We start from the raw sequence: 25,311 nt of genomic DNA, 5'->3' as shown, positions 1-25,311 counted from the left end.
GCTCGTCGCGGAGGCGCGCCTCGACCTGGGTGCGCTGCGCCGTCGTCAGCTTCGCGAACGCGTCCCGGTGCACCTGCTCGAGCTGCTCGGGGTCGGCGGTGCGGAGGGGGAGAGGCTCATGGGGGACCGTTCTCGAGGGGGAGGACGGTGGGGGAGCCGTCGGTGCTGACGCTAGGGGAGCGGCGCCCCGGATGACCCCGAACGGGTGACCCCAGAACGGGCCGGATGTGCGCGACGGCAGCGGATCCGGTCGTCCGGCGGGCGGAACCGTCTGGAAGGCGAGCGTCCTCTCAGCCTCCCGCCACCGGCACGATCCGCAGCCGGCTCATCGCCCAGACCAGCGCCCCCGACGCGAGGAACGCGACCGCGATCCCGACGACGAACACCGACACCTGCCCGTACCCGGTCGCGGGATCCAGGAACGGATAGGGCACCCAGCCGTCCGTCGCTCCGCGGATCAGCACCACGACGAGCCAGACGATCGGGTAGACCACGACCAGCCAGAGCCTGCGCCACGGCAGCGGAGGGCGATCCGCGAGCAGCAGCCAGTCGAGCAGTCCGTAGACGGGGAACAGCACGTGCATGACGGTGTTGGCCCACGGCAGCGCCACTCCGCCCGCCACATCGGTGAGGAGGGTGTTGTACACGAGGCCGACGACGATGATGTACCCGGTGAAGGCACCCCGCACCAGTAGGAGCCCGCTGGGCGCGGGGCTGGGGCGGAGCGCGAGCACGGCGGTGGCTCCGAGCACGACGGCCAGCACGATGTTGCTCTGGATGGTGAAGAAGCCGAAGAAGTTGAACGGGTTCAGCGGCGTCCGAGAGGCGGTGTCGACGGCCGTCGCGATCACGGCCACCAGAACGGCGGCGGCCACGAGGAGGCGGAGGAGCGCGACCGGCACGCGGGCCGACTCCGCCCGGGAGGAGGGAGCGGGCGGCGTCATCGCTCGAGCGTAGCGCCGGAGCGCCTACCCTGTCCCCGTGCTCACGATCGGTGTCGACCTCGCTGCGGAGCCGGTGCGCACCGCTCTCGCCGCCCTCGAGTTCTCCGGCGGCCGGGCCGTCGTCCGCTCGCTCGTACTCGGCGCCGAGGACGCGACGATCGTCGATGCGTCACGGGACGCGGCGGTCATCGGGATCGACTGCGCGTTCGGCTGGCCGGTGGAGTTCGCGGCGTTCGTCTCCGCGCACACGCGACGGGAGGTCTCGCCGCGGACGCTCGCGGGACGCGACTGGCGCCGCCGCCTCGCGTACCGCGAGACGGACCGGGTGGCGCGCGAGGTCACCGGCCGCTGGCCGCTCAGCGTCTCGACCGACCGGCTCGGGATGACCGCGATGCGCTGCGCGGAGCTGCTCGACGCCTTCGCCGCGAGCGGGGAGGACGTCGACCGCTCCGGGAGCGGACGGCTCGTCGAGGCGTACCCGGCGGCGGCGCTGCGGCTCTGGGGAGTGGACACCACGGGGTACAAGACGCGACCGGAGGCCGTGGCGCTCGCCGCGGAGTCGCTGCGACGGGCCGCACCCTGGCTCGATGTGCCGGCGCCCGCGCTCGCGCTGATGAGCCGCTCCGACGACGCGTTCGACGCCGTCGTCGCCGCTCTCAACGCCCGCGCCCACGCCCTGGGCGCGACCATGCCGGTGCCTCCCGAACTGCAGGAGGCGGCGGAGGCCGAGGGGTGGATCGCGGTCCCGACCGGATCGCTCGCGGAGCTCGCGGGCTGATCCGGCCGTCTCGACGGGTGTGCGCTCAGGCCGGGATCTTCGCCCCCAGCAGGCCGGCGGCGACCTCGGCGGCCCGCTCGGCCTCCTCGACGGTCGAGAAGGGTCCGGTGGGGACGAGGGAGGGCGCGGTGGTCAGTCGGGCGTCGATCTCGAGTCGGAACCGGGGCAGCTCCGCCCCGGGAACGACGACGATCCTGACTCCGTTCCGGCTCCATCGCGCGGGTTGGATAGAAGAAATCTGTGTCATGGTGCTCTCCGCTTTCGCGATCATCCGCACGGGTGGCTGACGCCTCGACCGTGCACGCTTCACGCTACGTCCGGTGCCCGTCTCTCCGAACGGGCTTGACCTCTCAGGCTCGTCGGGCATAGCGCGTCACTGCAGTCGGTCGAGGGTGTCGCTGATCCGCCGCAGGCACTCGATGAGGACCGACATCTGCGCGGCGTCCAGGTCGGCGAGTACCTCGCCCTCGGCAGCGACGAGATTGCGCATCGCCTCGTCGACCCGCTTCGTGCCCCGCGGGGTGAGCGAGACGATCTTGCTGCGGGAGTCGGCGGCGTTCTGCTCGCGGACCACGAGCCCGCGGGCCCCGAGGCGGTCGACGCGGCTGGCGAGGTTGCCGCTGGACAGCGCGAGGTGCGTGGCCAGTGCCGAGGGCGTCATCCCGCCCTCCCCGCGCTGCCGCAGCAGCGAGAGGAGCTCGAACTCCCACGGGGCGAGATCGCTGACGGCGAAGGACTGCCGCCGCACCTCCTGCACGCGCGGGCTGAGCCGGCGGAGGCGGGAGACGACGTCCAGAGGCGCGAGATCGAGGTCGGGCAGGGCCCCGGCCCACGCGTCGATCACCAGATCGACATCGTCGTCTTCGCGCATGCCCCGATTATCCCCGGACGGCGCGGGCGCCGACGACGGGTGGTCCGGGGAGGCCGGCGTGCCTAGCCTGTGCGGACGACGGGCGGACCGGTCAGGCGCGGGCGGCCCGGACGTAGGCGACGATCGCGTTGGCGTGGCCGTGGCCCAGGCCGTGCTCGGTCTTCAGCCAGGTGACGACCTGCATGTGCGGCTCGGAGCGCAGACGCTCGTCGGCGAGGTCGAGCCAGTCCTGGACGGGACGGCCGTAGGTCTTCTCGATGCTCGGGAAGTACGAGGCCGGTCCCTTCGGCTTCGCACCGTCGGCGGGCGGTTCGGGAGCGAGCACGCGGTCGGTCATGCGGTCACGATAGCGAGCCGCGGTCAGGTCGTGTAGGCCGAGGGGTCGAACCGGCCGAGCTCCTCGCGGAAGGCGAAGGCGAAGTCGGGCCAGAGCAGGGTGAGTCGCCGGTTGTCGTCCAGGTACCAGCTCTCGCAGCCCCCGTTGGTCCAGACGGTGTCGGCGCTGAGGGCGTCGAGCCGTGCGACGGAGGCGGCCTCGGCCTCGGCGGTGACCTCGAGCCGGTCGGCGCCGGAGACCGCGAGGTGGTCGAGCGCGGCGAGCACGTAGGCGATCTGCGTCTCGATCATGTGCACCGCGGAGTTGTGGCCGAGGCTCGCGTTGGGGCCGTTGACGACGAAGAGGCTCGGGAACCCGTGGACCGCGGTCGACTCGTAGGCGACCATGCCGTCGGCCCAGTGGTCGGCGAGGAGGACGCCGCCGCGGCCGCGGATGCGCCGGGCGAAGGGCGGCCGCGTGGAGTGGAAGCCGGTCGCGAAGACGAGCACGTCGACCCTGTGCGGGACGCCGTCGTCGCCGAGCGCGGCGCCCTCCTCGATGCGCCGGAGCGGACCGGGGACGACGCGGACGTGCGGCTGCGCGAGAGCGGGGTAGTAGTCGTCCGAGAGGAGCACGCGCTTGCAGCCGATCTCGTAGTCCGGAGTCAGCACGGCGCGGAGCGCGGGATCGATGATCTGCGCCTCGAGGTGGCCGAGCGCCTCCGCCCGCAGCCGGTCGATGGCCTCGGGCACGGCGACGCGGCCGGCGAAGCCGAGCTCGGCGCGCCAGAACAGCTCCTCGCGGAGCCTCGCGAGGGCCCCGGGCGCGCGGGAGAGGGTTCGGCGCTCCTCCGGCGGGTACGGGCGGTTCCGGCGGGGGACGACGTACGGGGCCGAGCGCTGGAAGAGCACCACCTCGGCGGCGCGCTCGGCGAGGTGCGGCACGATCTGCACGGCGGAGGCTCCCGAGCCGACGATGCCGACGCGCTTCCCGTCGAGGTCGACGTCGTCCCTCCAGCGGGCGGAATGGAAGGCGGGACCCGCGAACGAATCCAGGCCCGGGACGGCCGGGAGGCGGGGCTCGGAGAGGCGCCCCGCGCAGACGAGGAGGACCGCGGCGGAGTAGTCGCCCCGGGAGGTGCGCACCCGCCAGCGGTGCGCCTCCTCGTCGAAGACCGCCTCGAGCACCTCGGTCCCCAGCCGGAGCCGGGGCGCCAGGCCCTCCTTCTCGACGACGCGCTCGAGGTAGGACTGGATCTCGGCCCCGGGGGCGTAGAACGCCGACCAGTCGGCCTCGGGGGCGAAGGAGTAGGAGTAGAGGTGCGAGGGGATGTCGCAGGAGACTCCGGGGTAGACGTTGTCCCGCCAGGTCCCGCCGATCCGCTCGGCGCGCTCCAGCACGACGAACGAGGTCCCGCCGCGGCGCTCCAGGCGGACCGCGGCTCCGAGCCCGGCGAACCCGGCGCCGATCACGACGACGTCGACGTCCATCAGACCGTCGTCCTCGCCAGGACGCTGCCCGCCGGGTCGCGGTGCGGATCGGCGAGGAAGTGCTCGAGGACGGCGAGGAGCTCGGCGGGCCGCTCGGCGAGCACCGCGTGACCGGAGTCGAGGACGGCGTAGCGGGCGTCGTCGATCGCGCCGAGCAGGGCCTCGGCGCCCTCGACGCCGGCGACGGCGTCGGCGGAGCAGCCGACCACGAGGGCGGGAACCCGGCAGTCCGAGGCGGCCGCAGCGACGTCGGCCCGGGCGGAGGCGGCGAGCATCCTGGCGACGTCGGCGCCCCACGGGGAGGAGGCGGTGGCCGAGCGGACGGCGAGGAGCCGAGCGGCCTCCTCCTGCGCGTCGGGCGGGAGCATCGGCCAGAGGCGCGCCGCGCGGAGGAGGCGCTCCGTCGGCCGCAGCCATCCGGCCACGAGGGCGAGGGCGCGCACCCGCCGATCGCCCGCGGCGAGGGCCACGGCGGCTCCGAGCGAGTGGCCGATCAGGACGGCCTCGTCGGCGCCGAGCGCGTCCAGGGAGGCGCGGACCGCGGCGGGTCCGTCGAGCCAGGGGTCGCCGAGATCGGCGAGCTCGAGCGCGGCGACGCGGTGGCGCCGCGCCAGCATCGGCAGCAGCAGCCCGGTGTCGCTCCGCGCGCCCCGGCCGACGCCGGTCAGCATCAGGACCGCGCGCGGGCTCCCGGCGCCCGCGGTCAGCAGCCGCACGGTGGCGCTGTCCGACTCGATCCGCTCCTCCCGGACCAGCTCGGCCTGGCGCCGCAGGTACTCGGAGCGGGTCATGACGCCCGGCGGGTCCCGCGGACCGGGAGGCGCATCCGCTGAGGACCCGCCGCTGCGACGGGCTCCGCCCGCAGCGCCCTCTCCGGCGCGACCACGCCGTACGTCGTGGTGCGCTGGCGCCAACCGCGGCCGATCTCGCCGCTCAGCCGGGCGACGGTCGCGATGTCGAGCGAGCGGTAGGCCTCCGCTCCGGCCTCGGGCCGCAGGGCCCCGTCGAGCAGCAGGCCGCCGAGGTCGTCCGCCCCGCCGCGGAGGAGGACCTGCGCCGCGTGCAGTCCGAGCTTGGTCCAGGCGGTCTGCACGTGGGCGATCCGGCCGTGGAGGACGAGCCGTGCGACGGCGTGCACGGCGCGGGTCTCGCGGAGGGTCGGCCCGCCCCGGCTCGCGCGCACCACGGAAGGAGGCGCCTCCGCCGGGACGAAGGGCATCGCGATGAACTCGGTGAAGCCGCCCGTCTCGTCCTGGATCGCCGCGAGCGTGCGCAGGTGCGCGAGCTGCTGCTCGGGGGTCTCGACGTGTCCGTAGACCATGGTCGAGGTGGAGCGGAGGCCGCTGCGGTGCGCGGCCGTGATCGCCTCCCGCCACTCGGCCACGGTCGGGTCCGTCCCCTCGCTCAGGACGGCGCGGACGTCGTCGTCGAGGATGCGGGCGGCGGTCCCCGGGACGGAGTCCACGCCGGCCTCGCGCAGAGCGTCGAGCATCTCGGGCAGGGTTCGGCCCGTACGCCGGGCGACCTCGAGGATCTCGCCGGGCCGGTAGGCGTGCAGGTGCAGCGAGGGCTGCCGCTGCTTCAGCGTGCGGACGATCAGCAGCAGATCGTCGCCCGGGTGCTCCGGTCCGATCGCGCCCTGGAGGCAGAGCTCGGTGGCGCCGAGCGCGACCGCCTCGTCGGCGAGCTCCTCCAGCCGCTCGACGGTCAGATCGCCGACTCCCCAGAGCGAGGTGTCGATGTTGCGGTTCACGACGACCGAGACCTCGTCGCCGGCGGCGTCGTGCCGCAGGTCGTCCGCCAGAGCGGAGAGGGCGTCGAGGTCGTCGCCGTCGGCTGCGAGCAGGGCGAGGTAGTCGGCGTCCTCGAGACCGGCGGGGTCCGTCTCCGCCCGGGCGAGCACGGCGCCGAGGGCGGGCGCGACCGGTCTGGGCAGGGGGTCGAGCGAGTCGCGGTAGGGCCGGGGGAGGACCGCCGCCGCCTCGTCGGCGAGCCAGGTCCCGCGGTCGGCGAGTGCCTCGACGTAGGGAGCGACGCGCGGATCGATCCAGGTGGCCGAGTCGCGGAGGTACTGCGGGTGGGCGGTCAGCCGCTCGTGCAGCCGGTAGCCGGCCGCCGCGGTGAGCCGCGCGAGGTCGTCGATGTTCGGCCAGGGGCGCTCCGGATTCACGTGATCCGCCGTGAGCGGGCTGACACCGCCCCAGTCGTCGACCCCGGCGCGCAGCAGCAGCCCGAGCTCCTGCTCGTCGGTGAGGTTCGGCGGCGCTTGGATCGTCGCCTCGGCGCCCAGCACGAGGCGCGCGACCGCGACGTTGGCCACGTACTCCTGCAGCTCGAGGTCGACCTCGTTCTGCATGGCCGTCCGCGGCTTCGCGCGGAAGTTCTGAACGATGCACTCCTGCACGTGGCCCCACCGCTCGTGGGACTCGCGGATCGCGAAGAGGGCGTCCGCCCGCTCCGCCGCGTTCTCGCCGATGCCCAGCAGCACGCCGGTGGTGAAGGGGATGCGGCTGCGTCCCGCGTCCTCGAGCACGCGCAGGCGCAGCGCCGGGTCCTTGTCCGGGGAGCCGTAGTGCACGCCGCCCTTCTCGGACCAGAGGCGCTCGGCGGTCGTCTCGAGCATCATGCCCATCGAGGGCGCGACCGGGCGGAGCCGCTGCAGCTCGGCCCACGACATCACGCCGGGGTTCAGGTGCGTGACCATGCCCGTCTCGCTCATCACCAGGACGGCCATCGCGCGCACGTACTCGAGCGTCGAGGCGTAGCCGTGCTCGGCGAGCCAGGCGCGGGCGACCGGCCACCGGTCCTCCGGGCGGTCGCCGAGCGTGAACAGGGCCTCCTTGCAGCCGAGCGCGGCACCGGCGCGGGCGACCTCGAGGATCTCCTCCGGCTCCATGAAGGTCGACTCGCGCTTGGCCGCGAGCCCGCCCGGCGTCTCCACGAAGACGCAGTAGTGGCACCGGTCGCGGCAGAGCTTGGTCAGCGGGACGAAGACCTTCCGCGAGTAGGTGACGACGCCGGGCCGTCCGCGGCGGGCGAGTCCGTCGTCGCGCAGGCGGCCGGCGGCCTCCAGCAGCAGGTCGAGGTCGTCGCCGCGCGCGCCGAGGAGCTCCTCGGCGGTCTCGCGCGTCAGCGCCTCGCCGCGGTCGAGCCGGGCGAGCAGGGTGGCCGTGGTCATGCGGGAGCGGCCCTTCCGAAGGGGGTCGTGGCGGAGGCGGGAGGTCAGAGCGCGCGCAGCCGCGGCGCGAGGTCGCGCTCGAAGGCGTCGAAGAAGCGCTGCTGGTCGTCGCCCGGGGCGTGGAAGACCAGGTGGGTGAAGCCCGCGTCGACGTAGGGCTTGATCTGCGCGACCGTCTCCTCGGGGTCGGAGCCGACGATCCAGCGCTTCGCGACCTGCTCGATCGGCAGCTCGTCGGCGGCGCGCTCCATGTCGACCGGATCGGTCAGCGAGTGCTTCTGCTCCGGCGACAGCGAGAGCGGCGCCCAGAAGCGCGTGTTCTCGAGCGCGAGCGCCGGATCGGGATCGTAGGAGAGCTTGATCTCGATCATGCGGTCGATGGTCGAGGAGTCGCGATCGGCCGCCGCGGCGCCCGCCTCGACGGCGGGGAGCAGCTTCTCGGTGTAGAGCTCCATGCCCTTGCCCGACGTGCAGATGAAGCCGTCGCCCGCCCGGCCGGCGTACTTGGCGACGACGGGGCCGCCCGCCGCGATGTAGACCGGCACGCCGCTCTCGGGCTTGTCGTAGATCGACGCCTCGTGCGTGGAGTAGTACTCACCGTCGAAGGTGACGCGGTCGCCCGCCCACAGCGCGCGCATCAGCCGCACGGCCTCGCGCAGGCGGGCGAAGCGCTCCTTGAAGTCGGGCCAGGTCTGCTCGCCCGCGCCCTGGTAGCCGGTGGCGACCTCGTTCAGCGCCTCGCCGGTGCCGACGCCGAGCATGATCCGCTCGGGGTAGAGCACGCCGAGCGTGCCGAACGCCTGGGCGATGACGGCGGGGTTGTAGCGGTAGTGCGGGGTCATGACGGAGGTGCCGAGGGTGATGGTGGAGGTGCGCTCACCGGCCGCGGCGAGCCAGGCGAGGGAGAACGGCGCGTGCCCGCCCGTGTGCCGCCACGGCTGGAAGTGGTCCGAGACGACCGCGGTCTCGAAGCCGTGCCGCTCGGCGCCGACCGCGAGCTCGACGAGCTCCCGGGCGCCGAACTGCTCCGCCGATGCCTTGTACCCGAGCGTGATCGTCATCTGCAGCCTTCGTGAGAGGTGGGACGGCTCCCGGAGCGGGAGCGGCCCCTCCATTCTGCGCCTGCCGCGGCGCCCGGCGGGACGGGTGGACGCACCCGGGGGAGGCGTGCCCCGATCCCGCGCTGGGGAGGAGCGTCAGGCCGGCGGAGCGGCGATGTTCACCATCCAGCCGACGCCGTAGCGGTCGACCAGCATCCCGAAGCGGTCGCCCCAGGGCGAGGCCACCAGCGGCTCGACGACCGTGCCGCCCTCGGCCAGGCCGTCCCAGTAGCCGCTCAGCTCGGCGTCGTCGTCGCCGAAGAGCGCGATCGTGATGCGGGCGCCGCTCTCGGCCGGGCTCGAGGAGGGGGAGTCGGAGCCCATCAGGATCATCCCGCTCGGCGTGACGAGCTGGGCGTGCATGATCCGGTCCTGGTCGGCCGGATCCGCGCTCATCCCGAAGTCGCCGAAGCGGCTGGAGCTGAGCTCGCCGCCGAGGACGTCCCGGTAGAACTCCATCGCCTCCTGCGCGGAGCCGTCGAAGCCGATGTAGGGGCTCAGTGAAGTGGGCACGGCACGCCTTTCCGTCGAGGTGCGCCCAGTATCTCCGCGTCCCGACGCGAGCACCAGGGGCGTCCTGCAGAAGGTCCGCCCCCGGTCCTCAGAGCTCGTCGCGGGTGGGCGGGTTCGCGCCGGAGCGGGAGGTCGTGATGCCGGCGACGTGCGCGGCGTGGCGGCCGATCGCGTGCAGGGCGGGGCCGTCGAGCAGCATCCCGTTCGCGGCGCCGAGGCCCTGGCGGAACGCCTCGTCGAGGATCGCGCCCATCGCGGAGTCGCCGGCGCCGATCGTGTCCGCCACCACGATCCGGGCGGCGGGCACGGTCACCCGCGTGACGGCCGAGGCCAGCAGAAGTCCCTCCGCGCCGCGGGTGACGACCGCGAGCTGCGACCCGAGGGAGAGCAGCCGGCTGAGGACCTCGTCGAGCTGCATCGTCGGGTAGAGCCACTCCGCGTCCTCATCGCTGAGCTTCACGACCTCGCACGCGGCGGCGATCCGCTCGAAGCGCGCGAGCGCCTCGGCGTGCGCGCCGACCAGAGCCGGGCGGATGTTCGCGTCGACGCTCGCCGTCACTCCGGCGGGCAGAGCCTCGAGGAGCTCGAGCACGGCGGATCCGCCCGGCTCGAGGAAGATCGCGATGGAACCGGTGTAGACGTGGGAGGCGCCCTCCGGGTCCGCCGCCGGCGGGTTCCAGGAGAGGTCGAAGACGTAGCGGGCCGACCCGTCCGCGGCGAGGACCGCCCGAGCGGTGCTGGTGCGCTCCGAGTCGCCGTGCCGGACCTCCACTCCGGAGGCCTCGAGGTGGGCGCTGATGCGGCGGCCGCGCTCGTCGTCGGCGATGTCGGTGACGAGGGTCGCGGGTCGCCCGAGTCGGGCGAGCGTGAGGGCGACGTTGGCCGGGGAGCCGCCGACGTGCTCCGTGGCGCTGCCGTCGCGCTCGACGATGTCGATCAGCGCCTCGCCGATGACCAGGGTGCGGGAAGCCGGGCTGACGCGCTCGTCGGTGGAGGACATGCCGACATCATGCCGGGTGACGGGGTCGCCCCGCGACGCGCGGGGCCGACCGGCGCGAGCGGCTCGCGTCCCGACCGCGGTCTCAGCCCCGGGCGCGCAGGTCCGCCAGCACCGCGTCCACGGTCGTGATCTCGATCAGCGGCGCGTACAGGGACATGGCGTCGAGCGCGCGCTGGTGGTCGGCCTCGGAGGCGCCCGCGCAGGCGTCCGCGGCGACCCTGACCCGCACTCCGGCGTCCGCGGCCGCCAGCGCCGTCGAGAGCACGCAGCAGTCGGTCGAGACGCCGGTGAGCACGAGCTCGCGGGAGTCGTCGAGCTCGGCCTCGAGCTCGGGCCCCCACTTGCCGAAGGTCGTGGCGGTGATCGTGCGGTGGCCCTCGAACCCGGCCACGAGCTCGTAGAGCCGGTCGCTCTCGGGGACGAGCGCGAACGGCCATTCGCGGTAGTAGGGGATCCACGCGCCGGCGGGCCGCTCCGGGGCGACGAAGCGGGTGGTCACGACCCGCTCGCCGAACGCCGGGAGGAGCCGGCGGGTCCCCTCGGCCGCGCGCTCGAATCCGCCGGATCCCCACGGCGACTCGGCGTCGGCGAAGACGTGCTGCAGGTCGATCGCGACGAGCAGGCTCACGCCGAGGCCTCCTGGCGGCGGACGGCCCCGCGCGAGAGGGCGAGCGTTCCCGCGAAGCCGATCACGAGCGCCACGAGGACGCCGAGGTTGGCGCCGGCCCAGTCGCCGTCGCGGCCGCCGAGCGGGCCGAGGAGGTAGCCCTCCCACTCGAACCCGGGGGAGTAGTTGACCACCAGGCCCCAGCCGACGACCGCGCCGATCAGCACGAGGGCCACGGGGACCGCCGAGACGCTGCCGTAGCGGCCGCGGGAGTCGTACAGGGCCTCCTGGTCGTAGTCGCGCCGGCGGAGGAGGAGATCGGCGAGGAACACGCCGAGCCATACCGCGATCGGCACGCCGAGGGTGATCAGGAAGCCCTGGAACGGGCCGAGGAAGTCGCCCGCGACGAACACGACGTAGACCGCTCCGAGGACCATCAGCACGCCGTCGATCCCTGCGGCCACCGGCCGCGAGACCTTGAGCCCCGTGCTGAGCAGTGCCAGGCCCGAGGAGTAGATGTCCATCACGGCCCCGCCGATCAGGCCGAGCAGCGCGACGACGATGAAGGGGAGCAGGAACCAGGTCGGCAGGATCCCGGCGAGCGCTCCGATCGGGTCCGCGGCGATCGCGTCCGAGAGCTCCTGCGAGGAGCCGGCCAGCAGCAGGCCGACCACCACCAGCACGACGGGCGCGACCGCTCCGCCGATCGTCGTCCACGCGATCACTCCGCTCGTGCGGGCACCGCGGGGGAGGTAGCGGGAGTAGTCGGCCGCGGCGTTCACCCAGCCCAGCCCGAAGCCGGTCATCATGAACACGAGCCCGCCGATGACCGCGGCGGCCGAGCCCGCGGGCAGGGCGCCGACGGCGGCGAGGTCGATCCGGTCGAGGACGAGCACGACGTAGACCACGGTCAGCACGGCGGTCGCGACGGTGATCGCGAGCTGGAGCCGCATGATCAGGCGGAAGCCCGCGATCCCGGCGATCACGATGAGCGCGGCGACCACGATGAGCGCGACCACCTTGGTGAGCACGCCCCCGTCCCAGCCGAACTCCTCGAACACCGTCGCCGTCGCGAGCACCGCGAGGGAGGCCAGCACCGTCTCCCAGCCCACCGTGAGCAGCCAGGAGATCACCGAGACGAGGCGGTTGCCGTCGACCCCGAAGGCCGCCCGGCTGAGCACCATCGTGGGGGCGGAGCCGCGCTTGCCGGCGACGGCGACCAGACCGCAGAAGAGGAACGAGACGACGATCCCGATCACGCTGACGAGCGTCGCCTGCCCGAAGGAGAGGCCGAAGCCGAGGAGGAAGGAGCCGTAGCTCAGCCCGAGCACGGACACGTTCGCGGCGAACCACGGCCAGAACAGGTCGCGGGGGCGGCCGTGCCGCTCCGACTCCTGGATCGTGTCGAGGCCGTTCAGCTCGATGCCGCTTGCGGGGCGGGTGCTCGGACGATCGGGGGAGGTCATCGCGTCCTCGTTCTCACGGGTGCCGGCCCTGCGCCGGAGCTGTGACGAACCTACAGCGCCCCGCGCTCGAACAGCAGCCGGAGCGATTCGAGGTCGTCCGCGACCCGCGCGCAGTCCTCGTCCCAGTCGTCGAGGCTCATCCCGGGGCGCCGCCGCACGGTGAAGGCCACCTCGGCGCCGTCCCCGTTCACGAGCACCCGGAGCGGATTGTCCACCACCGTCCCGTCGGGGAGCGTGACCTCGTGGTCCGCGACGCCGAACGGGTTCTGCGGGGCGAAGCGCACCTCGACCCGGCCCATCGGCGAGTCGGCGAACCAGCGTCCGTCGACCTGCTCGAGCGCGGAGGAGGCGAGGCCCGCGGCCCACCGCGGGAGGTTCGCCGGGTCGGAGACGAAGGCGTACACCTCCGCGGCCGGAGCCTCGATCACGACGCCCACGGGGCGCGATTCGTACAGGGTCATCCGCTCGTCCTTCCTCTGCAGCCGGTCAGTGCTCGTCGCCGAAGCTGGCGACCAGCAGCGCGGCGAGCGCCGTCCGCTCCAGCATGCCCTCGATGCCGATCGCCTCGCTGCGCGCGTGCGCCCCCTCGCCCGGGGCGCCGAGCCCGTCGAGGACCGGCAGGCCCAGCGCGGCGACGAGGTTGCCGTCGCTCGCCCCGCCGACCGCGATCTCGCGGAGGGGGACGTCGATCCGCTTCGCGACCCGCTCGGCCCTGCGGTAGAGCGCGGCGACGGAGGCGGTCCGCTCGAAGACGGGCCGCTCCCAGGAGCCGCGCACCTCCAGCCGGATGCGCGGGTCGGCGGCGGCGAGCGCGTCGAGCTCGGCCTCGACGCGGGCGGCCTCGGCGGATCCGCGGATCCGCGCCTCCAGCTCCAGGCGCACGCGGGCCGTCGTCACGTTGACCCGCGAGCCGCCGGAGACCACTCCGATGTTGACCGAGGTGCCCTCCTCCTCCCGCGCGATCGCCAGCACCCGCGGGATCAGCGAGCCGAGCTCGTGGATCGCGCTCGCCCCCTTCTCCGGCTCGACCCCGGCGTGCGCCTCGACCCCGACCACGTCGATCACGAAGCGCCCGATGCCCTTGCGCGCCGTCTTGACCGCGTCGCCGATCGCGCCCTCGAACACCAGGACCGCGTCGGCGCCCGCGCACTGCCGCTCCAGGAACGGGCGGGAGGCGGCGCTGCCGATCTCCTCGTCCCCGCTCATCACCAGGCGGACGGCTGGATGCGGGACGCCGGCGTGGCGGAGCGCGGCCACCAGCCACACCATCTGCACCAGCCCGGCCTTCATGTCGTAGCTGCCCGGTCCGCTCAGGCGGTCGCCGTCGACGGCGAAGGGCCAGGAGCGGGTCGTGCCCAGGGGCCACACCGTGTCGTAGTGGCCGAGCAGCGCCACGAACGGACGCGTGCCCCGGTGCGGTCTCGCGCCGCCGCTCGCCGGGACGGTCCAGCTGGTCGCGGTCGGCGCGTCCTGCGCACGCTGGTGCTGCACGTCGGCGTCGTGCCCGAGCCGCTCTCCCACCCAGTGCACCAGGAAGGCGTGCAGCTCGCCGAGCGCCTCGAGGGAGTCGCTGGGGCTCTCGATCATCACGAGGTGCCGGACGTCGTCGAGCATCCGCGAGCGGTTGTCGCGGAGGAAGGAGCGCACGCGGGCGGCGTCGTCGGCATCGGGGAAGGTCATCGACTCCGGAGTACCAGAGTGCGGCCGCTCGCGCGAACCGGCTGAACCGTTCGGGCCCCCGTTACGTTGGTGCAGGAAGAGGTGGAGATGTCCGAGGATCAGGCCCAGATGCTGCGTGCGCTGCACGACGAGCACGCCAGCGCGCTCTGGCGGTTCGTGCTGCGCCTGACCGGCGACCGCCAGATGGCGGAGGACGTCGTGCAGGAGGCGCTGCTGCGCGCCTGGAAGCACCCCGAGATCCTCGCCCAGGGCGAGGCCGCCGCCCGCTCCTGGCTCTACACCGTGGCCCGGAACCTCGTCATCGACGACCGCCGCAGCGCCCGCTACGCCCGGGAGCTGGGCACGGACGAGGTCCCCGAGCGCCCGACCGCCGACCGCACCGACCAGGTGCTCGACGCCTGGCTGCTCTCGGACGCGCTCAGCGGACTGAGCCACGACCACCGCGCCGTCATCGTGCACGCCTACTACGGCGGCCGCACGGTCACCGAGATCGCCGCGCTGCTGGGGATCGCCCCGGGCACCGTCAAGTCGCGGATGCACTACGGGATGCGGGCCCTCAAGCTCGCACTGCAGGAGCGGGGGGTGACGGAGCTGTGAGCCGCGACCCCTCCTCCGACGACCGGCACGACGACCCCTTCCGCGACTGGGACGCCGCGTACCTCCTCGGATCCCTGACCGCTGCCGACCGCCGCGAGTACGAGCTGCACCTGCGCGCCTGCCCCGGCTGCCGCGAGTCCCTCGCCGAGTTCGTCCCGCTGCCGGGCCTGCTGGCCCACCTGCCCCAGGACGAGGCGATGCGCCTGGTCGAGGAGCCGGAGGCGGCCGGCGATCCGGCTCCGGCGGCACTGCTGACCCGCCTCGCCGCGGCCACCGACTCCGTCCGCCGCCGGACGCGGCTGCGCATCGCGGGCCTGGTGCTCGCCGCCGCGGGCGTCTCGGCCGCCGCCGCCGTCGCCCTGCCGCTCGCGATCGGCCCGACCCTCGCCCCCGTCGAGACCGTCGGCTCGACCGTCTCGCTCGCCGCGGCTCCGGGCGTCCCCGTCGAGGCCTCCGTGCGGTTCGTGCCGCAGCAGTGGGGCACGCGGATCGACATGGACTGCAGCTGGGCCGACACGGCCGAGCAGTACGCGGGCTCGGCCGGCTACGTCCTCTACGTCACGGACACCTCGGGCGGCACCGAGGCCGTCGGATCGTGGACGAGCGCGCCGGGGACGACGATGGAGCCCAGCCTCGCCACCGGGCTCCCGCTGTCCGAGATCGCCTCGGTCGAGGTGCGGCTGCAGGGAACGGACACCGTCGTGCTCACCGGCCACCCCTGAGCGGGCCGCCGGATTCCCAGGTGCGCGCGCGACGGACTGAGTAGCTTCTCAGTCATGACGATCGCGACCCTCGCCCTCGCCCCCGCCTCCGTGGCGACCGCCTCCTCCTCCGACAGCATCGACGAGCTCTCCGGACTCGTCGGCGTCGCCGCGCGGGTGATCGCCGCGCTCGGAGAGGCGGGCGTCGGCCTGCTGACGCTGATCGAGACGGTGTTCCCGCCGATCCCGAGCGAGCTCGTGCTGCCGCTGGCCGGCTTCCTCGCCCAGCAGGGCCGGATGAACCTGGTGCTGGTCGTGATCACGGCGACCCTCGGCGCCTACCTCGGCGGCCTGATCCTCTACGCGCTCGGCCACCGCATCGGCACGGAGCGCTCGATCCGCCTGCTCTCCAAGCTCCCGCTGGTCGACCGCGAGGACTTCGAGAAGGCGGTCGGCTGGTTCCGCCGGCACGGCACCTGGGCGGTCCTCTTCGGTCGCCTCATCCCGGGCGTGCGCAGCCTCATCTCGCTCCCCGCGGGGGCCGAGCGGATGAACCTGCTGCTGTTCTCGGGACTGACGATCCTCGGCTCCGGCATCTGGAACGGCCTGCTGATCGGCCTCGGTGCGGCCCTCGGCACGCAGTACGAGCTCGTCGACCAGTATGCGGGCGTGCTCGACGCGATCATCTACAGCGCGTTCGGCGTGCTGCTGCTCGCGCTCGTTGTGCGCCGCGTGCGGCGGCACCGTGCCGCGGCGCGCTCCGGATCGCGCCACTGACCTGCGTCCTCGGGCGGGCGGGCGGAAGGCCCCGCGCCACCCCGCCCGGGTGCCTTAACGTTCGAGGGGTCCGCACTCCCCGACGCGAAGGAACGCCATGTCCGAGACCGCCGCGCCCACGATGTCCCGCACCTCCGTCGAGCGCTGGTGGATCATCGCCGTCTCGCTGATCGCGATCGTGCTCGGCGTCATCGCCGTCCTGATCCCCGGTCCGACGCTGCTGACCGTCGCCATCGTCTTCGGCATCCACCTGATCGCCGCGGGCGTCTTCCGCCTGCTGCTGGCCTTCACCGCCTCGCGGCTCGATGCCCGGGTGCGCTGGCTCGCGGGCCTGCTCGGCGCCCTGATCCTGGTCGCGGGCATCCTGTGCCTGTCGAACCCGTTCGAGTCGCTGAGCGTCCTGGGCCTCGTGATCGGCGCGGGCTGGATCCTCGACGGCGTCTCGAGCATCACCAGCGGCCGCACCGTCGCCGGCCCCGCGTGGCTGCCGATCGCGGCAGGGATCGCCTCGGTCATCGCGGGCGTCCTGACGATCATCATGCCCGTGCTGGCGCTGGCCTCCTTCGTCACGGTCGCGGCCATCCTGCTGATCGTCGTGGGCGTCTCGGGCCTGCTCCTGCTCCCGGGCCGCACGAAGCGCCCCGAGAGCGCCGAGGCGTAGACCGCGCGGATGGCCGATCCCGATCTCGTCCCCGAGCTGCTCGTCGCCGACCTCGACCGGAGCCTGGGATTCTGGTGCGGTCTCTGCGGGTTCCGGATCCACTACGCCCGGCCCGAGGAGGGCTTCGCGTACCTGGTCCTCGGCTCCGCGCACGTGATGCTCGAAGAGGCGGGGCGGGGCCGCAACTGGATCGCTGCACCGCTGGAGCGCCCGCTCGGCCGGGGGATGAACCTGCAGCTGCACGTCGACGACGCCGACCGGACGGCAGCGGCGCTCGCCGAGGCCGGGACGCCGCTGTTCTCGCCGCTCGAGACCCGCTGGTACCGGGTCGGAGCGGAGGAGGCGGGCGTCCGTCAGCTGGTGGTGGCCGATCCGGACGGGTACCTGCTGCGGTTCCAGTCGTCGCTCGGACGCCGACCGGCCCGAGCGGACGTCCCCGTCGCTCCCTGACGGGCCGACCGCGCCACCATCCGCTCGGCTCGGGACGTCATGCCAGCGAGTGACGACCGTGACACTGCGCGGCTGGTTGCCTCGGAGACATGACGCAGCACCCCGCCACCGCGACCCTCCCGCAGGTCCCGGCCGCCGCCCTCTCCGAGCCCGCGATCGAGCAGGCCGCCTCGGCGGAGCACGAGCCCCTCGTCCGTCCGGCAGACCTGGTGTCGGCGCTCACGGGCGTCGCGCTCTGCTTCTTCTCCCTCTTCGTCTACGCCATCGCGCACTGGCAGTACTTCGGCACGGACGTCGACGAGGTGAGCGTCCTCGGCTGGCTCGCGCCGCTGATCGCCGGCGTCGCCTGCCTGCTGTCGGCCGTCGTGTCCGTCGGGGTCCGCGCCTCCGGGCGCCGCGCCGAGCGGACCGCGGCATGATCGCCGTCCTCGCCGGGCCCGGCCTCGAGGCCGCGGAGCAGCTCCTCGTCCGCGCCGGATGCCTCCGCCCCGAGCACCCGTGGGCGGCCGGTGCCGCCACGGAGGCCGCGCCGCGGATCGACTTCGCCGTCCTCGCCGAGCAGGCGTGCCTCCTCGACCTCTCGGAGGAGGCGGTCGCCCGCATCGCCGTGTCGCTCGCCACCGGCCGTCCCGTCGATCTGCGGAGCGCCTTCGGGCATCTCGCGCGCGACCACGCTCAGCTCGTCATGACCGCGGTCGCCGCTGCCGCCGGGCACGACCGCGTGAGCAGCCGGATCCGCGTGGTCGGCGACGAGCGCCGGGTCGAGACGGCGCCGCCCCTGGCCGTCTGGCCATCCTGAGCCCCCCGCCCGCCCCGATCGGGCGGGCGCGCTCGCCGATCCGACCCTGGGCTCCGCGTTCCTCCGATGCTCCAGGCAGGTGAGCCGTTCGGAGGTGCCATGCAGCCGACCCGCGTCGCTACGGCCTTTCGGAGGTGCCCGGTTTAGGGTGTCCGTGTGCAACGAGTCGACGATTTCCCAGGAGCCGGACCGGTGGCGACCTCACCCGAATCCGGTGACCAGGGGGAGGCGTCCGCGCATCGGCTCTCCCCGACGGCGACCTCTCCCGTGCAGGTGACGAGCGGCGAGGCCGGCTACCAGGGCGGCAACGTGGCCGATCCGGTGTGGCAGTCGTGGCGCGACGAGCTCGCCAAGGTCGGCGGTCCGTCGCCCCTGCTCCACTTCGTGGACTCGCCCCGGACGCGCATCGAGCTCTCGACCACGCACCCCGGCGGGCTGCCCCCGTTCATCTCGGGCAAGACGACGCTCCTCTCCTCGCTCATCCGCGACGAGCTCGCCCTGCGCACCGCGAAGAACGCCGCGGGTGCGATCACCGACAAGGGGATCGAGCTGCGCTCGGTCCGCGGCATCGAGGGCGTCCACCTCGCCATCGGCCTCGCCCAGTGGCGCGCCGGCGACACGGAGTTCACCGCACCCGTGCTCCTGCGCCCGCTCGCCATCCGCCGCTACGGCCGCGACTTCGAGCTCAAGCTCAAGGGCCAGCCCTACTTCAATCCGCAGCTCGCGCGCGCCCTCAAGCAGCAGTTCGGCATCACGATCGACCCCGAGCAGTTCGTCGAGCTGGCCGTGCAGAACGGCGTCTTCAAGCCGCAGCCGGTCATCGACCAGTTGCGCGGCCTGACCTCGCACCTGCCGTGGTTCGCCGTGCACCCGCGCCTCGTGGTCTCGAGCTTCGCCGACGTGGCGGGCGACATGCTCCGCGACGCCCGGATGCTCGAGCACCCGGTCCTCGACGCCGTCGCCGGGAACCCGGCCGCCAAGCGGGCGCTGCAGCAGTCGCAGAAGGTGGCGTCGATCATCCCGCAGGACGAGCGTCCTCCGGCGACCGACAACCTCCTCCTCGACGCGGACGCCGAGCAGGAGCAGGTGATCGCGAACATCGCGGCCGGCAACTCGCTCGTCGTGAAGACCCTTCCCGGCACGGGCGGCACCCAGACCATCGTCAACGCGATCGGCGCCCTGGCCGCCCAGCACAAGCGCGTGCTGGTCGTCAGCGCCCGCCGGTCGAGCCTCGACAGCATCCACCAGCGCCTGCTCTCGGCGGGCCTGGGCGGCATCGCAGTCGGGCCCCGCACGCTCCGCCGCGACCTCATCCAGTCGATCGGCCGCAACGAGAAGGCCGCGCGCCCCTCCGTCAGCGAGATCGACGACGCCCTGCTCCGGCTGCGGAAGGTGCTTCTCGACTACCGCGGCGCGCTCTCCCGGCGCGACGAGAGCTTCGGCGTCTCGGCGCTGCAGGCCCTCGAGGAGCTCGCCCGCCTCTCGCAGCTGCGGACGCCCCCGTCGACCGCCGCCCGCCTCGACCGCCGCTCCGTCACCGCTCTCGCGCACAGCCGCCCCGAGGCGACCCGGATGCTGATCGAGTCGGCGCGCCTGGGCGAGTTCCGCTACGGCCCGGGCGACTCGCCCTGGTACGGGGCCCAGTTCGACTCCACCGCCGACGCCGAGATCGCCCACGAGCTGGCCAAGCGCCTGCACCTGCGCGACCTGCCGCGCCTGCTCGACCGCGCCCAGGACGTCATCGGCCAGACGCGGATGCGCCCGTTCGAGTCGGTCGCCGAGCTCGGCATCTACCTGCGCCTGCTGCAGGACGTCCGCGAGACGCTGGACAAGTTCCAGCCGGCCGTCTTCGACCGCTCGATCCAGGACCTCATCGTCGCCACCTCGCCGCGCCGCGAGGCCGCCGAGATGTCGTCCACCAACCGCCGGCGCCTGAAGAAGCTCGCGCGCGAGTACCTGCGTCCCGGCGCGCACGTCACCGACCTCAACGCGGCGCTCCGCCGGGTGCAGCAGCAGCGGACGCTGTGGCAGCGCTACGCGGTCGCCGGCACGATCCCCGAGGTCCCGGTCGGCGTCGCCGACGTGCAGGTGGCCTACCAGCAGGTGACCGACCAGCTGAGCCGTCTCGACGAGCCGCTCGGCCGCCGCGGGACGAACCTGCAGCTCGCCTCGCTCCCTCTCGCGGAGCTGGCCTCGATGGTGTCCGGCCTCGCCGAGGACAGCGAGGTGCTGGCCAACCTCCAGGAGCGGACGACCCTTCTCGCCACCCTGCGCGACTGGGGCCTGGACCCGCTGCTCACCGACCTCTCGCGCCGCCACGTGCCGGCCGAGCTGGTCGCGGGCGAGCTGGACCTGGCCTGGTGGCGCTCGGCGCTCGAGATCATGCTGACCGACGAGCGCGCATTGCTCGGCGGCAACACGAGCGTGCTCGACCGGCTCGAGGCCGACTTCAAGCTCGTCGACGAGGCGCACGCCGCCTCGAGCGCCGAGCTGCTGGCCTGGAAGCTCTCCGAGACCTGGAAGATCGGGCTCGTCGACTGGCCGCAGGAGCGCGACGCGCTGCGCGCGCTGCTGCGCACCGAGGCGGCGACGACCCCTCAGGAGCTGCAGAAGGCCGCTCCGCACCTCTCGCGCGTGCTCGCTCCGGCCTGGCTCGCCTCGCCGTACGAGGTGCACCGCATCGGCACCGAGACGACCTTCGACGCGGTGTTCCTCGTCGACGCCGGGGCGACCACGCTGGCCGAGAACGTCGGAGCGATCCGCCGGGCGAAGCAGGTCGTCGCGTTCGGCGACCCGGTCACGCAGACCCCCACTCCCTTCGGCCTTCGCGTCGACGAGACGCCGGAGTTCGGCTCCACCGCCTCGCGGACCGACGTGGAGGCGCTGCACGCCCAGTCGGCGCTCGCCCGACTCGGCGAGCTGCTCAACACCGTCACGCTCACCCGCAGCTACCGCGCGGGCGGCGAGGACCTGGCCGAGCTGGTCAACCGCCGCTTCTACGGCGGCCGCATCGACTCGCTGCCCTGGGCCGGCTCGTTCCTCGGACACGACTCGCTCCGCTTCCACTACATCGCGAGCGGGCACGGCATGCCCGAGAACGACTCCGGAGCCGTCGAGTCCGTCGACGCCGAGGTCGCGAAGGTGGTCGAGCTGGTGCTCGAGCACGCCGTGATCCGTCCGCGCGAGTCGCTGATGGTCATCACCGCGAGTCCTCGCCACGCCGTGCGGGTGCAGCAGGCGGTGCTGACGGCCTTCGCCAAGCGCACCGATCTGAGCGACTTCATCCTCGGCGACCGTCCCGAGCCCTTCGCCGTCGTGACGCTGGAGCAGTCGGTCGCGCAGAGCCGCGACCGCGTCATCTTCTCGATCGGCTACGGCCGGACGCCCCACGGCCGCCTGCTGTCGAACTTCGGCGCTCTCGCGGAGCCGGGCGGAGAGCGCCTGCTGGCAGTCGGGATGACCCGTGCCCGCCGCTCGATGGACATCGTCTCGTGCTTCCGCCCGGGCGACATCGACGAGTCGCGCATGCGCTACGGCATGGTCGCGCTCGCGCAGGTGCTGCAGGAGGCGGAGGACCGCGTCCAGCCGAGCGACCGCGACGACTACTCGGAGCCGATGCTGGTGGATCTCGCCGCGCGCCTCGAGCGCCGCGGACTCCGGGTCAACATCGGGCACAAGGGCAAGCTGGCCCTCGTCGCCGCGCACGGGACCCGTGCCGTGGTGGTCGAGACCGACCGCGACGTGAGCACGCAGAGCCTGCGCGTGTCGCTGCGCCTGCGTCCGGAGCTGCTGCGCCGGCTGGGCTGGCACTACCTGCGGGTGCACAACTTCGAGCTGTTCGCCGACCCCGAGGCCGTGGCCGCGCGGGTGGCCGGGCTGATCGGTGCGACCGCGGGGGAGGAGCAGACCGCTGCTCCCGCCGCCGGCGAGGCTCCTGCTGCTCCCGCCGCTCCTGCCGCCGCCGCCGCTCCGGCATCGGGGGAGACGCAGCCCGTCGAACCGCTGCCGCACGACTGATCGTGGCGCCGGATCCCGACGCCCCCGCGGGTGCCGACCGCCCGTTGCGGCGCACCCGCGGCGGCCGGCGGGCGACGCTCCCCGCGAAGCCCGGCACCGATCCGTCCCCGCACGATGCTCCGGTCGCCGACCCCTCCGCGCCGCCCGCGCGCCCCGACACCGGCCCGAACGACGCGCGCCTGCGCCAGGACGTCCCCCCGCACTACTGACGTCAGCCGGACCGGTCGGTGATCCGCGATTCGGCTCTCGACCCGTCGACGACCTCGGACCTCACCCCGCCGCGCCCCGCCTCGACGAGCGAACGCGTCACGCCGCTGTCCGGCGACCGCTCACGTCGGACCCGGCGACGGTGACCGGCTGCTTCCCGTCCGGTGCCTGCGGACGATCGCGTCCGTCCGGTGCCTAGCTGATCGACCGCTTTCCGCCTCATGCCCGGCGATGTCCGATGAAGGCGTGGACACAGGAACGATCAGTCCCCGCCGGAGACGCTGAAGGCCCCGATAGGCGACCTGCCGAGGGTGCAGGTGTCGTCCGAAACGCGTGCCAGCGTTTCGAACGCACTGTTCGCACACCGCTCCACGGAACGCTCTCCATCGGGAAGCCGACCGCGGTCTTCTTCCGCCTCCGGCGGAAGAAGACAGGACAACTCAGTCGACGTGCTTGCCGGAGTTCGCGGTGGTGGCGGTGCCGTTGTTGGCGAGCAGGTCGCGGATGTCGGCGAGGAGCTCGAGCTCGGTGGGGGCCTTGTCCTCCGCGGCGGGGGCGTCGGCGGCCTTCTTGGCGAACGCGGCGTTCTTGAGGTGGTTGATCGGCAGGACGAACGCGAAGTAGAGGACGAAGGCGACGATCACGAACTGGATCAGGGCCGAGACGACCGAGCCGTAGGCGATGACGGTCGGGTCCTCGCCGTTCTCTCCCGGTCGGATGGGCCAGACCAGGGCCTCGAGGGAGGAGGCGTCGAAGATCACGCCGATGAGCGGGTTGAAGATCCCCGTCACGATCGCGTTGACGATGGTCGTGAAGGCGGCGCCGATGACCACGGCGACAGCCAGGTCGATGACGTTGCCGCGGAGGATGAACTCCTTGAAGCCGTTGATCATGATCGTTCCGTTTCTGCCGTGAGCGGTGGGTGGCGGGTCAGCTCCCGGAGGAGGAACCCGAGGAGGAGGACCCGGAGGAGCCCGAGGACGACGAGGAGGAGGACGATCCGGAGCCCGAGGACCCCGAGCCGGACGAGGAGCCGCCCGAGCCCGATGAACCCGAGGATCCGGAGGAGGAGCCGCCCGATCCCGAGGAGCCCGACGACGAGTCGGATGAGCCGGAGCCGGATGCGCCCGAGCCGGACGAGCCGGAACCCGAGGAGGAGGAGCCGCCCTCGCTCGACTTCCCGCCGGAGCGGGAGTCGGTGCGGTAGAAGCCCGAGCCGTTGAAGGTCACGCCGACCGCGCTGAACACCTTGCGCAGCGCCCCCTGGCAGCTCGGGCACTCGGTGAGCGTGTCGTCGGTGAACTTCTGCTGGATGTCGAAGGCGTTGCCGCACTGCGTGCAGCGGTAGGAGTAGGTGGGCACAGGGGGCTCCTCGGAGGCGGGTGGGGGAGAAGGAGGACGGGGTCAGTGGCGCAGGTCGACGATGCCGGAGGGAGTGACGACTCCGTCGACGGCCTGGTCGTGGACCTCGCTCGGCACCCGGTCGACGAGCTCGCCGTCGAAGACGACGGCGTAGACCGGAGGGCACTTCTCCATCGAGCCGAGGGTCTTGTCGAAGTAGCCGCGCCCCCAGCCCATCCGCATCCCCTGCCGGTCGACGGTGGCGGCCGGGACGACGATGAGGTCGACGTCGTTGATCGCGATGGGGCCGAGCAGCTGCCCGACGGGCTCGGGCATGCCGAACAGGCCCTGGGTCTCGGTGTGGCCGTCGCCGACCGCCCAGTCGAGCAGGCCGTCCTGGCGCGAGACGGGGAAGAGGACGCGGATGCCGTGGCTCTCGGCCCAGCCCAGGAACGGCCGGGTGCTCGGCTCGTCCGGAGCGGAGAGGTAGCACGCGAGGGAGCGGGCCCCCACGCGGGTGGCGAGCTCGATCAGGTGGGCGGTGATCTGCTCCGCGGCCTGGTCGCGAGCGGTCGAGGTCTGCGTGCGGCGGCGCTCGCGCAGCTCGGCGCGCAGCGCCCGCTTCTCGTGCGTGATGTCGGCTGGCATGCGCTCAGTCTAGAACCGGGCCCCGCGCCGGCCTCCGCGCGGACGACCCTGAGGGACGCTCGTCCCGGACCGCCCCGGAACGGGGTCCGGCGCCTTCCGTCGCCGGTCCTGGCGCGAAACTCCCGCGACTTCCCCCGCCGCTAGGATGGCGCCCCATGGGCACTCGAATCCGCAAAGCAGTCATCCCCGCCGCAGGTCTCGGCACCCGCTTCCTGCCGGCGACGAAGGCCATCCCCAAGGAGATGCTGCCGGTCGTCGACAAGCCGGCGATCCAGTACGTGGTCGAGGAGGCGGCGGACGCCGGCCTCCAGGACGTGCTCGTGATCATCGGGCGCAACAAGAACGCGCTCGCCAACCACTTCGACTCGGTGCCCGAACTCGAGCAGAACCTGTCCCAGAAGAAGGACGACAAGAAGCTCGAGCACGTCAAGTACGCCAGCGACCTCGCCGACGTGCACTTCGTCCGCCAGGGCGAGCCGAAGGGCCTCGGCCACGCGGTCTCCCGCGCGCAGCGCCACGTCGGCGACGAGCCCTTCGCCGTGCTCCTCGGCGACGACCTGATCGACGCCCGCGACCCGCTGCTCTCCCGGATGATCGACGTCGCCGAGCAGCGCGACACCACGGTGGTCGCGCTGCTCGAGGTCGACCCCGACCAGATCCACCTCTACGGCTGCGCGGCGGTCGAGGCGACCGACGAGGACGACGTGGTGCGGATCACCGGGCTGGTCGAGAAGCCCTCCAAGGAGGACGCCCCCTCGAACCTCGCGATCATCGGCCGCTACGTGCTGAAGCCCGACGTGTTCGGCGTGCTCGAGCACACCGCTCCGGGCAAGGGCGGCGAGATCCAGCTGACCGACGCGCTGGAGCGCATGGCCCAGGATCCGGCCGAGTTCGGCGGCGTCTACGGCGTCGTGTTCCGCGGCCGCCGCTACGACACCGGCGACAAGCTCGACTACATCAAGGCCATCGTGCAGCTCGCCTCCGACCGCGACGACCTCGGCAAGGACCTCAAGCCCTGGTTGAAGGACTTCGTCGCCGGCCTCTGAGCCCCGGCGAGCGCGCCTCCGGAACGGACGGGACCCCCTGCTGAGGCGGGGGATCCCGTCCGTTCCTCCGTTCCACGGAAGCACGGAACGCCCCGGAGTCCAGTCCCCCTCCCGCAGTGCGGTG

28 protein-coding genes are annotated in these 25,311 nt (G+C 73.3%); 11 read left to right on the top strand and 17 right to left on the bottom strand.

Going from position 1 to position 25,311, the window contains the following annotated elements; all coding sequences use genetic code 11:
• Nucleotides 1–290 precede the first annotated feature (290 nt).
• Entirely contained in the window at nt 291–944 is a 654-nt protein-coding gene (locus C5C33_RS10905) for a Pr6Pr family membrane protein (protein ID WP_104261112.1), read from the bottom strand.
• Between the two features lie 37 nt (nt 945–981).
• On the opposite strand from C5C33_RS10905, the gene C5C33_RS10900 reads away from it, so the two are divergent.
• Complete coding sequence (locus C5C33_RS10900; protein WP_104261111.1) at nt 982–1,722, top strand: DUF429 domain-containing protein; 741 nt, start codon at nt 982–984, stop codon at nt 1,720–1,722.
• A gap of 25 nt (nt 1,723–1,747) precedes the next feature.
• Here C5C33_RS10900 and C5C33_RS10895 read toward each other — a convergent pair whose 3' ends face one another.
• The 13 genes from C5C33_RS10895 to C5C33_RS10835 form a co-directional block, all read right to left on the bottom strand.
• A complete protein-coding gene (locus C5C33_RS10895) occupies nt 1,748–1,969 on the bottom strand; it encodes a hypothetical protein (RefSeq protein WP_146076606.1) in 222 nt (73 codons plus the stop codon).
• Nucleotides 1,970–2,095: 126 nt separating this feature from the next.
• Nucleotides 2,096–2,593, bottom strand: coding sequence for a MarR family winged helix-turn-helix transcriptional regulator (locus C5C33_RS10890; protein ID WP_104261110.1), 498 nt, complete (start codon nt 2,591–2,593; stop codon nt 2,096–2,098).
• Nucleotides 2,594–2,684: 91 nt separating this feature from the next.
• Nucleotides 2,685–2,930, bottom strand: a complete 246-nt coding sequence (locus C5C33_RS10885; RefSeq protein WP_104225060.1) for a DUF4287 domain-containing protein — start codon at nt 2,928–2,930, stop codon at nt 2,685–2,687.
• 23 nt (nt 2,931–2,953) lie between these two features.
• Nucleotides 2,954–4,399 carry an NAD(P)/FAD-dependent oxidoreductase gene (locus C5C33_RS10880; RefSeq protein ID WP_104261109.1) on the bottom strand — a complete coding sequence of 482 codons (1,446 nt, stop codon included), beginning with the start codon at nt 4,397–4,399 and terminating at the stop codon, nt 2,954–2,956.
• A complete protein-coding gene (locus tag C5C33_RS10875; RefSeq protein ID WP_104261108.1) occupies nt 4,399–5,190 on the bottom strand; it encodes an alpha/beta fold hydrolase in 792 nt (263 codons plus the stop codon). The genes C5C33_RS10880 and C5C33_RS10875 overlap by 1 nt, the downstream gene beginning before the upstream one ends.
• Entirely contained in the window at nt 5,187–7,577 is a 2,391-nt protein-coding gene (gene cofG, locus C5C33_RS10870; protein WP_104261107.1) for a 7,8-didemethyl-8-hydroxy-5-deazariboflavin synthase CofG, read from the bottom strand. Before cofG ends, C5C33_RS10875 begins: the two co-directional genes overlap by 4 nt.
• A gap of 44 nt (nt 7,578–7,621) precedes the next feature.
• Nucleotides 7,622–8,638: a glucose-6-phosphate dehydrogenase (coenzyme-F420) gene (gene fgd, locus C5C33_RS10865; protein ID WP_181074566.1), complete on the bottom strand. Its 1,017-nt coding sequence runs from the start codon at nt 8,636–8,638 to the stop codon at nt 7,622–7,624.
• A 135-nt stretch (nt 8,639–8,773) separates the two neighbouring features.
• Nucleotides 8,774–9,190 carry a VOC family protein gene (locus tag C5C33_RS10860; RefSeq protein WP_104246718.1) on the bottom strand — a complete coding sequence of 139 codons (417 nt, stop codon included), beginning with the start codon at nt 9,188–9,190 and terminating at the stop codon, nt 8,774–8,776.
• A gap of 88 nt (nt 9,191–9,278) precedes the next feature.
• On the bottom strand, nt 9,279–10,190 hold the full coding sequence (locus tag C5C33_RS10855; RefSeq protein WP_104261106.1) for a carbohydrate kinase: 912 nt from the start codon (nt 10,188–10,190) through the stop codon (nt 9,279–9,281).
• Nucleotides 10,191–10,272: 82 nt separating this feature from the next.
• Nucleotides 10,273–10,818, bottom strand: coding sequence for a cysteine hydrolase family protein (locus C5C33_RS10850; RefSeq protein WP_104232866.1), 546 nt, complete (start codon nt 10,816–10,818; stop codon nt 10,273–10,275).
• Nucleotides 10,815–12,263 (bottom strand): cytosine permease, encoded by a 1,449-nt coding sequence (locus tag C5C33_RS10845; protein ID WP_104238336.1) that lies wholly within the window; start codon nt 12,261–12,263, stop codon nt 10,815–10,817. Before C5C33_RS10845 ends, C5C33_RS10850 begins: the two co-directional genes overlap by 4 nt.
• A 50-nt stretch (nt 12,264–12,313) precedes the next feature.
• The gene (locus C5C33_RS10840) at nt 12,314–12,724 is read right to left on the bottom strand and encodes an SRPBCC family protein (protein WP_104249452.1); all 411 of its coding nucleotides are present in this window, start codon (nt 12,722–12,724) and stop codon (nt 12,314–12,316) included.
• Between the two features lie 25 nt (nt 12,725–12,749).
• Nucleotides 12,750–13,943, bottom strand: coding sequence for a M20/M25/M40 family metallo-hydrolase (locus C5C33_RS10835; RefSeq protein WP_104238334.1), 1,194 nt, complete (start codon nt 13,941–13,943; stop codon nt 12,750–12,752).
• 87 nt (nt 13,944–14,030) lie between these two features.
• On the opposite strand from C5C33_RS10835, the gene C5C33_RS10830 reads away from it, so the two are divergent.
• From C5C33_RS10830 to C5C33_RS10790, 9 genes are all read left to right on the top strand, one after another.
• Nucleotides 14,031–14,540 carry a sigma-70 family RNA polymerase sigma factor gene (locus C5C33_RS10830; RefSeq protein WP_104225070.1) on the top strand — a complete coding sequence of 170 codons (510 nt, stop codon included), beginning with the start codon at nt 14,031–14,033 and terminating at the stop codon, nt 14,538–14,540.
• Complete coding sequence (locus tag C5C33_RS10825; RefSeq protein ID WP_104261105.1) at nt 14,537–15,262, top strand: anti-sigma factor; 726 nt, start codon at nt 14,537–14,539, stop codon at nt 15,260–15,262. Before C5C33_RS10830 ends, C5C33_RS10825 begins: the two co-directional genes overlap by 4 nt.
• Nucleotides 15,263–15,316: 54 nt before the next feature.
• Nucleotides 15,317–16,018, top strand: coding sequence for a DedA family protein (locus tag C5C33_RS10820; protein WP_104261104.1), 702 nt, complete (start codon nt 15,317–15,319; stop codon nt 16,016–16,018).
• Between the two features lie 97 nt (nt 16,019–16,115).
• Nucleotides 16,116–16,679, top strand: coding sequence for an HdeD family acid-resistance protein (locus tag C5C33_RS10815; RefSeq protein WP_104225073.1), 564 nt, complete (start codon nt 16,116–16,118; stop codon nt 16,677–16,679).
• Between the two features lie 9 nt (nt 16,680–16,688).
• Complete coding sequence (locus C5C33_RS10810; RefSeq protein ID WP_104261103.1) at nt 16,689–17,129, top strand: VOC family protein; 441 nt, start codon at nt 16,689–16,691, stop codon at nt 17,127–17,129.
• Between the two features lie 89 nt (nt 17,130–17,218).
• On the top strand, nt 17,219–17,548 hold the full coding sequence (locus C5C33_RS10805; RefSeq protein ID WP_104226447.1) for a hypothetical protein: 330 nt from the start codon (nt 17,219–17,221) through the stop codon (nt 17,546–17,548).
• Nucleotides 17,545–17,928, top strand: a complete 384-nt coding sequence (locus tag C5C33_RS10800) for a hypothetical protein (protein ID WP_104246713.1) — start codon at nt 17,545–17,547, stop codon at nt 17,926–17,928. The genes C5C33_RS10805 and C5C33_RS10800 overlap by 4 nt, the downstream gene beginning before the upstream one ends.
• 192 nt (nt 17,929–18,120) lie before the next feature.
• Nucleotides 18,121–21,945 (top strand): DEAD/DEAH box helicase, encoded by a 3,825-nt coding sequence (locus tag C5C33_RS10795; protein ID WP_374953259.1) that lies wholly within the window; start codon nt 18,121–18,123, stop codon nt 21,943–21,945.
• Between the two features lie 2 nt (nt 21,946–21,947).
• Nucleotides 21,948–22,154: a hypothetical protein gene (locus C5C33_RS10790; RefSeq protein ID WP_104232858.1), complete on the top strand. Its 207-nt coding sequence runs from the start codon at nt 21,948–21,950 to the stop codon at nt 22,152–22,154.
• 438 nt (nt 22,155–22,592) lie between these two features.
• Here C5C33_RS10790 and mscL read toward each other — a convergent pair whose 3' ends face one another.
• The 3 genes from mscL to C5C33_RS10775 are packed head-to-tail and all read right to left on the bottom strand — an operon-like array spanning nt 22,593 to nt 24,141.
• Nucleotides 22,593–23,045: a large conductance mechanosensitive channel protein MscL gene (gene mscL / locus C5C33_RS10785; RefSeq protein WP_181027096.1), complete on the bottom strand. Its 453-nt coding sequence runs from the start codon at nt 23,043–23,045 to the stop codon at nt 22,593–22,595.
• Nucleotides 23,046–23,082: 37 nt separating this feature from the next.
• On the bottom strand, nt 23,083–23,514 hold the full coding sequence (locus tag C5C33_RS10780; RefSeq protein ID WP_104249457.1) for an FmdB family zinc ribbon protein: 432 nt from the start codon (nt 23,512–23,514) through the stop codon (nt 23,083–23,085).
• Nucleotides 23,515–23,556: 42 nt separating this feature from the next.
• Nucleotides 23,557–24,141 carry a 5-formyltetrahydrofolate cyclo-ligase gene (locus C5C33_RS10775; RefSeq protein ID WP_104261102.1) on the bottom strand — a complete coding sequence of 195 codons (585 nt, stop codon included), beginning with the start codon at nt 24,139–24,141 and terminating at the stop codon, nt 23,557–23,559.
• Between the two features lie 155 nt (nt 24,142–24,296).
• Between C5C33_RS10775 and galU the strand changes: the two genes are divergently transcribed.
• Nucleotides 24,297–25,187 carry a UTP--glucose-1-phosphate uridylyltransferase GalU gene (gene galU / locus C5C33_RS10770; protein WP_104223218.1) on the top strand — a complete coding sequence of 297 codons (891 nt, stop codon included), beginning with the start codon at nt 24,297–24,299 and terminating at the stop codon, nt 25,185–25,187.
• Nucleotides 25,188–25,311 lie beyond the last annotated feature (124 nt).

The sequence above is a fragment of the Rathayibacter sp. AY1H3 genome, from assembly GCF_002932015.1.
The sequence above is the reverse complement of the archived record's forward strand: the minus strand, read 5'-3'. Positions and strand labels throughout refer to the sequence as shown.

What these genes read in the sequence shown, in the direction of transcription:
- C5C33_RS10885 (WP_104225060.1), bottom strand. Translation starts at nt 2,930, where the DNA reads ATGACCGACCGCGTGCTCGCTCCCGAACCGCCCGCCGACGGTGCGAAG.
- C5C33_RS10835 (WP_104238334.1), bottom strand. Translation starts at nt 13,943, where the DNA reads ATGACCTTCCCCGATGCCGACGACGCCGCCCGCGTGCGCTCCTTCCTC.
- C5C33_RS10805 (WP_104226447.1), top strand. Translation starts at nt 17,219, where the DNA reads ATGACGCAGCACCCCGCCACCGCGACCCTCCCGCAGGTCCCGGCCGCC.
- mscL (WP_181027096.1), bottom strand. Translation starts at nt 23,045, where the DNA reads ATGATCAACGGCTTCAAGGAGTTCATCCTCCGCGGCAACGTCATCGAC.
- cofG (WP_104261107.1), bottom strand. Translation starts at nt 7,577, where the DNA reads ATGACCACGGCCACCCTGCTCGCCCGGCTCGACCGCGGCGAGGCGCTG.
- C5C33_RS10810 (WP_104261103.1), top strand. Translation starts at nt 16,689, where the DNA reads ATGGCCGATCCCGATCTCGTCCCCGAGCTGCTCGTCGCCGACCTCGAC.
- C5C33_RS10800 (WP_104246713.1), top strand. Translation starts at nt 17,545, where the DNA reads ATGATCGCCGTCCTCGCCGGGCCCGGCCTCGAGGCCGCGGAGCAGCTC.
- C5C33_RS10880 (WP_104261109.1), bottom strand. Translation starts at nt 4,399, where the DNA reads ATGGACGTCGACGTCGTCGTGATCGGCGCCGGGTTCGCCGGGCTCGGA.
- C5C33_RS10905 (WP_104261112.1), bottom strand. Translation starts at nt 944, where the DNA reads ATGACGCCGCCCGCTCCCTCCTCCCGGGCGGAGTCGGCCCGCGTGCCG.
- fgd (WP_181074566.1), bottom strand. Translation starts at nt 8,638, where the DNA reads ATGACGATCACGCTCGGGTACAAGGCATCGGCGGAGCAGTTCGGCGCC.
- C5C33_RS10775 (WP_104261102.1), bottom strand. Translation starts at nt 24,141, where the DNA reads ATGCCAGCCGACATCACGCACGAGAAGCGGGCGCTGCGCGCCGAGCTG.
- C5C33_RS10830 (WP_104225070.1), top strand. Translation starts at nt 14,031, where the DNA reads ATGTCCGAGGATCAGGCCCAGATGCTGCGTGCGCTGCACGACGAGCAC.
- C5C33_RS10895 (WP_146076606.1), bottom strand. Translation starts at nt 1,969, where the DNA reads ATGACACAGATTTCTTCTATCCAACCCGCGCGATGGAGCCGGAACGGA.
- C5C33_RS10820 (WP_104261104.1), top strand. Translation starts at nt 15,317, where the DNA reads ATGACGATCGCGACCCTCGCCCTCGCCCCCGCCTCCGTGGCGACCGCC.
- galU (WP_104223218.1), top strand. Translation starts at nt 24,297, where the DNA reads ATGGGCACTCGAATCCGCAAAGCAGTCATCCCCGCCGCAGGTCTCGGC.
- C5C33_RS10875 (WP_104261108.1), bottom strand. Translation starts at nt 5,190, where the DNA reads ATGACCCGCTCCGAGTACCTGCGGCGCCAGGCCGAGCTGGTCCGGGAG.
- C5C33_RS10855 (WP_104261106.1), bottom strand. Translation starts at nt 10,190, where the DNA reads ATGTCCTCCACCGACGAGCGCGTCAGCCCGGCTTCCCGCACCCTGGTC.
- C5C33_RS10840 (WP_104249452.1), bottom strand. Translation starts at nt 12,724, where the DNA reads ATGACCCTGTACGAATCGCGCCCCGTGGGCGTCGTGATCGAGGCTCCG.
- C5C33_RS10890 (WP_104261110.1), bottom strand. Translation starts at nt 2,593, where the DNA reads ATGCGCGAAGACGACGATGTCGATCTGGTGATCGACGCGTGGGCCGGG.
- C5C33_RS10845 (WP_104238336.1), bottom strand. Translation starts at nt 12,263, where the DNA reads ATGACCTCCCCCGATCGTCCGAGCACCCGCCCCGCAAGCGGCATCGAG.
- C5C33_RS10815 (WP_104225073.1), top strand. Translation starts at nt 16,116, where the DNA reads ATGTCCGAGACCGCCGCGCCCACGATGTCCCGCACCTCCGTCGAGCGC.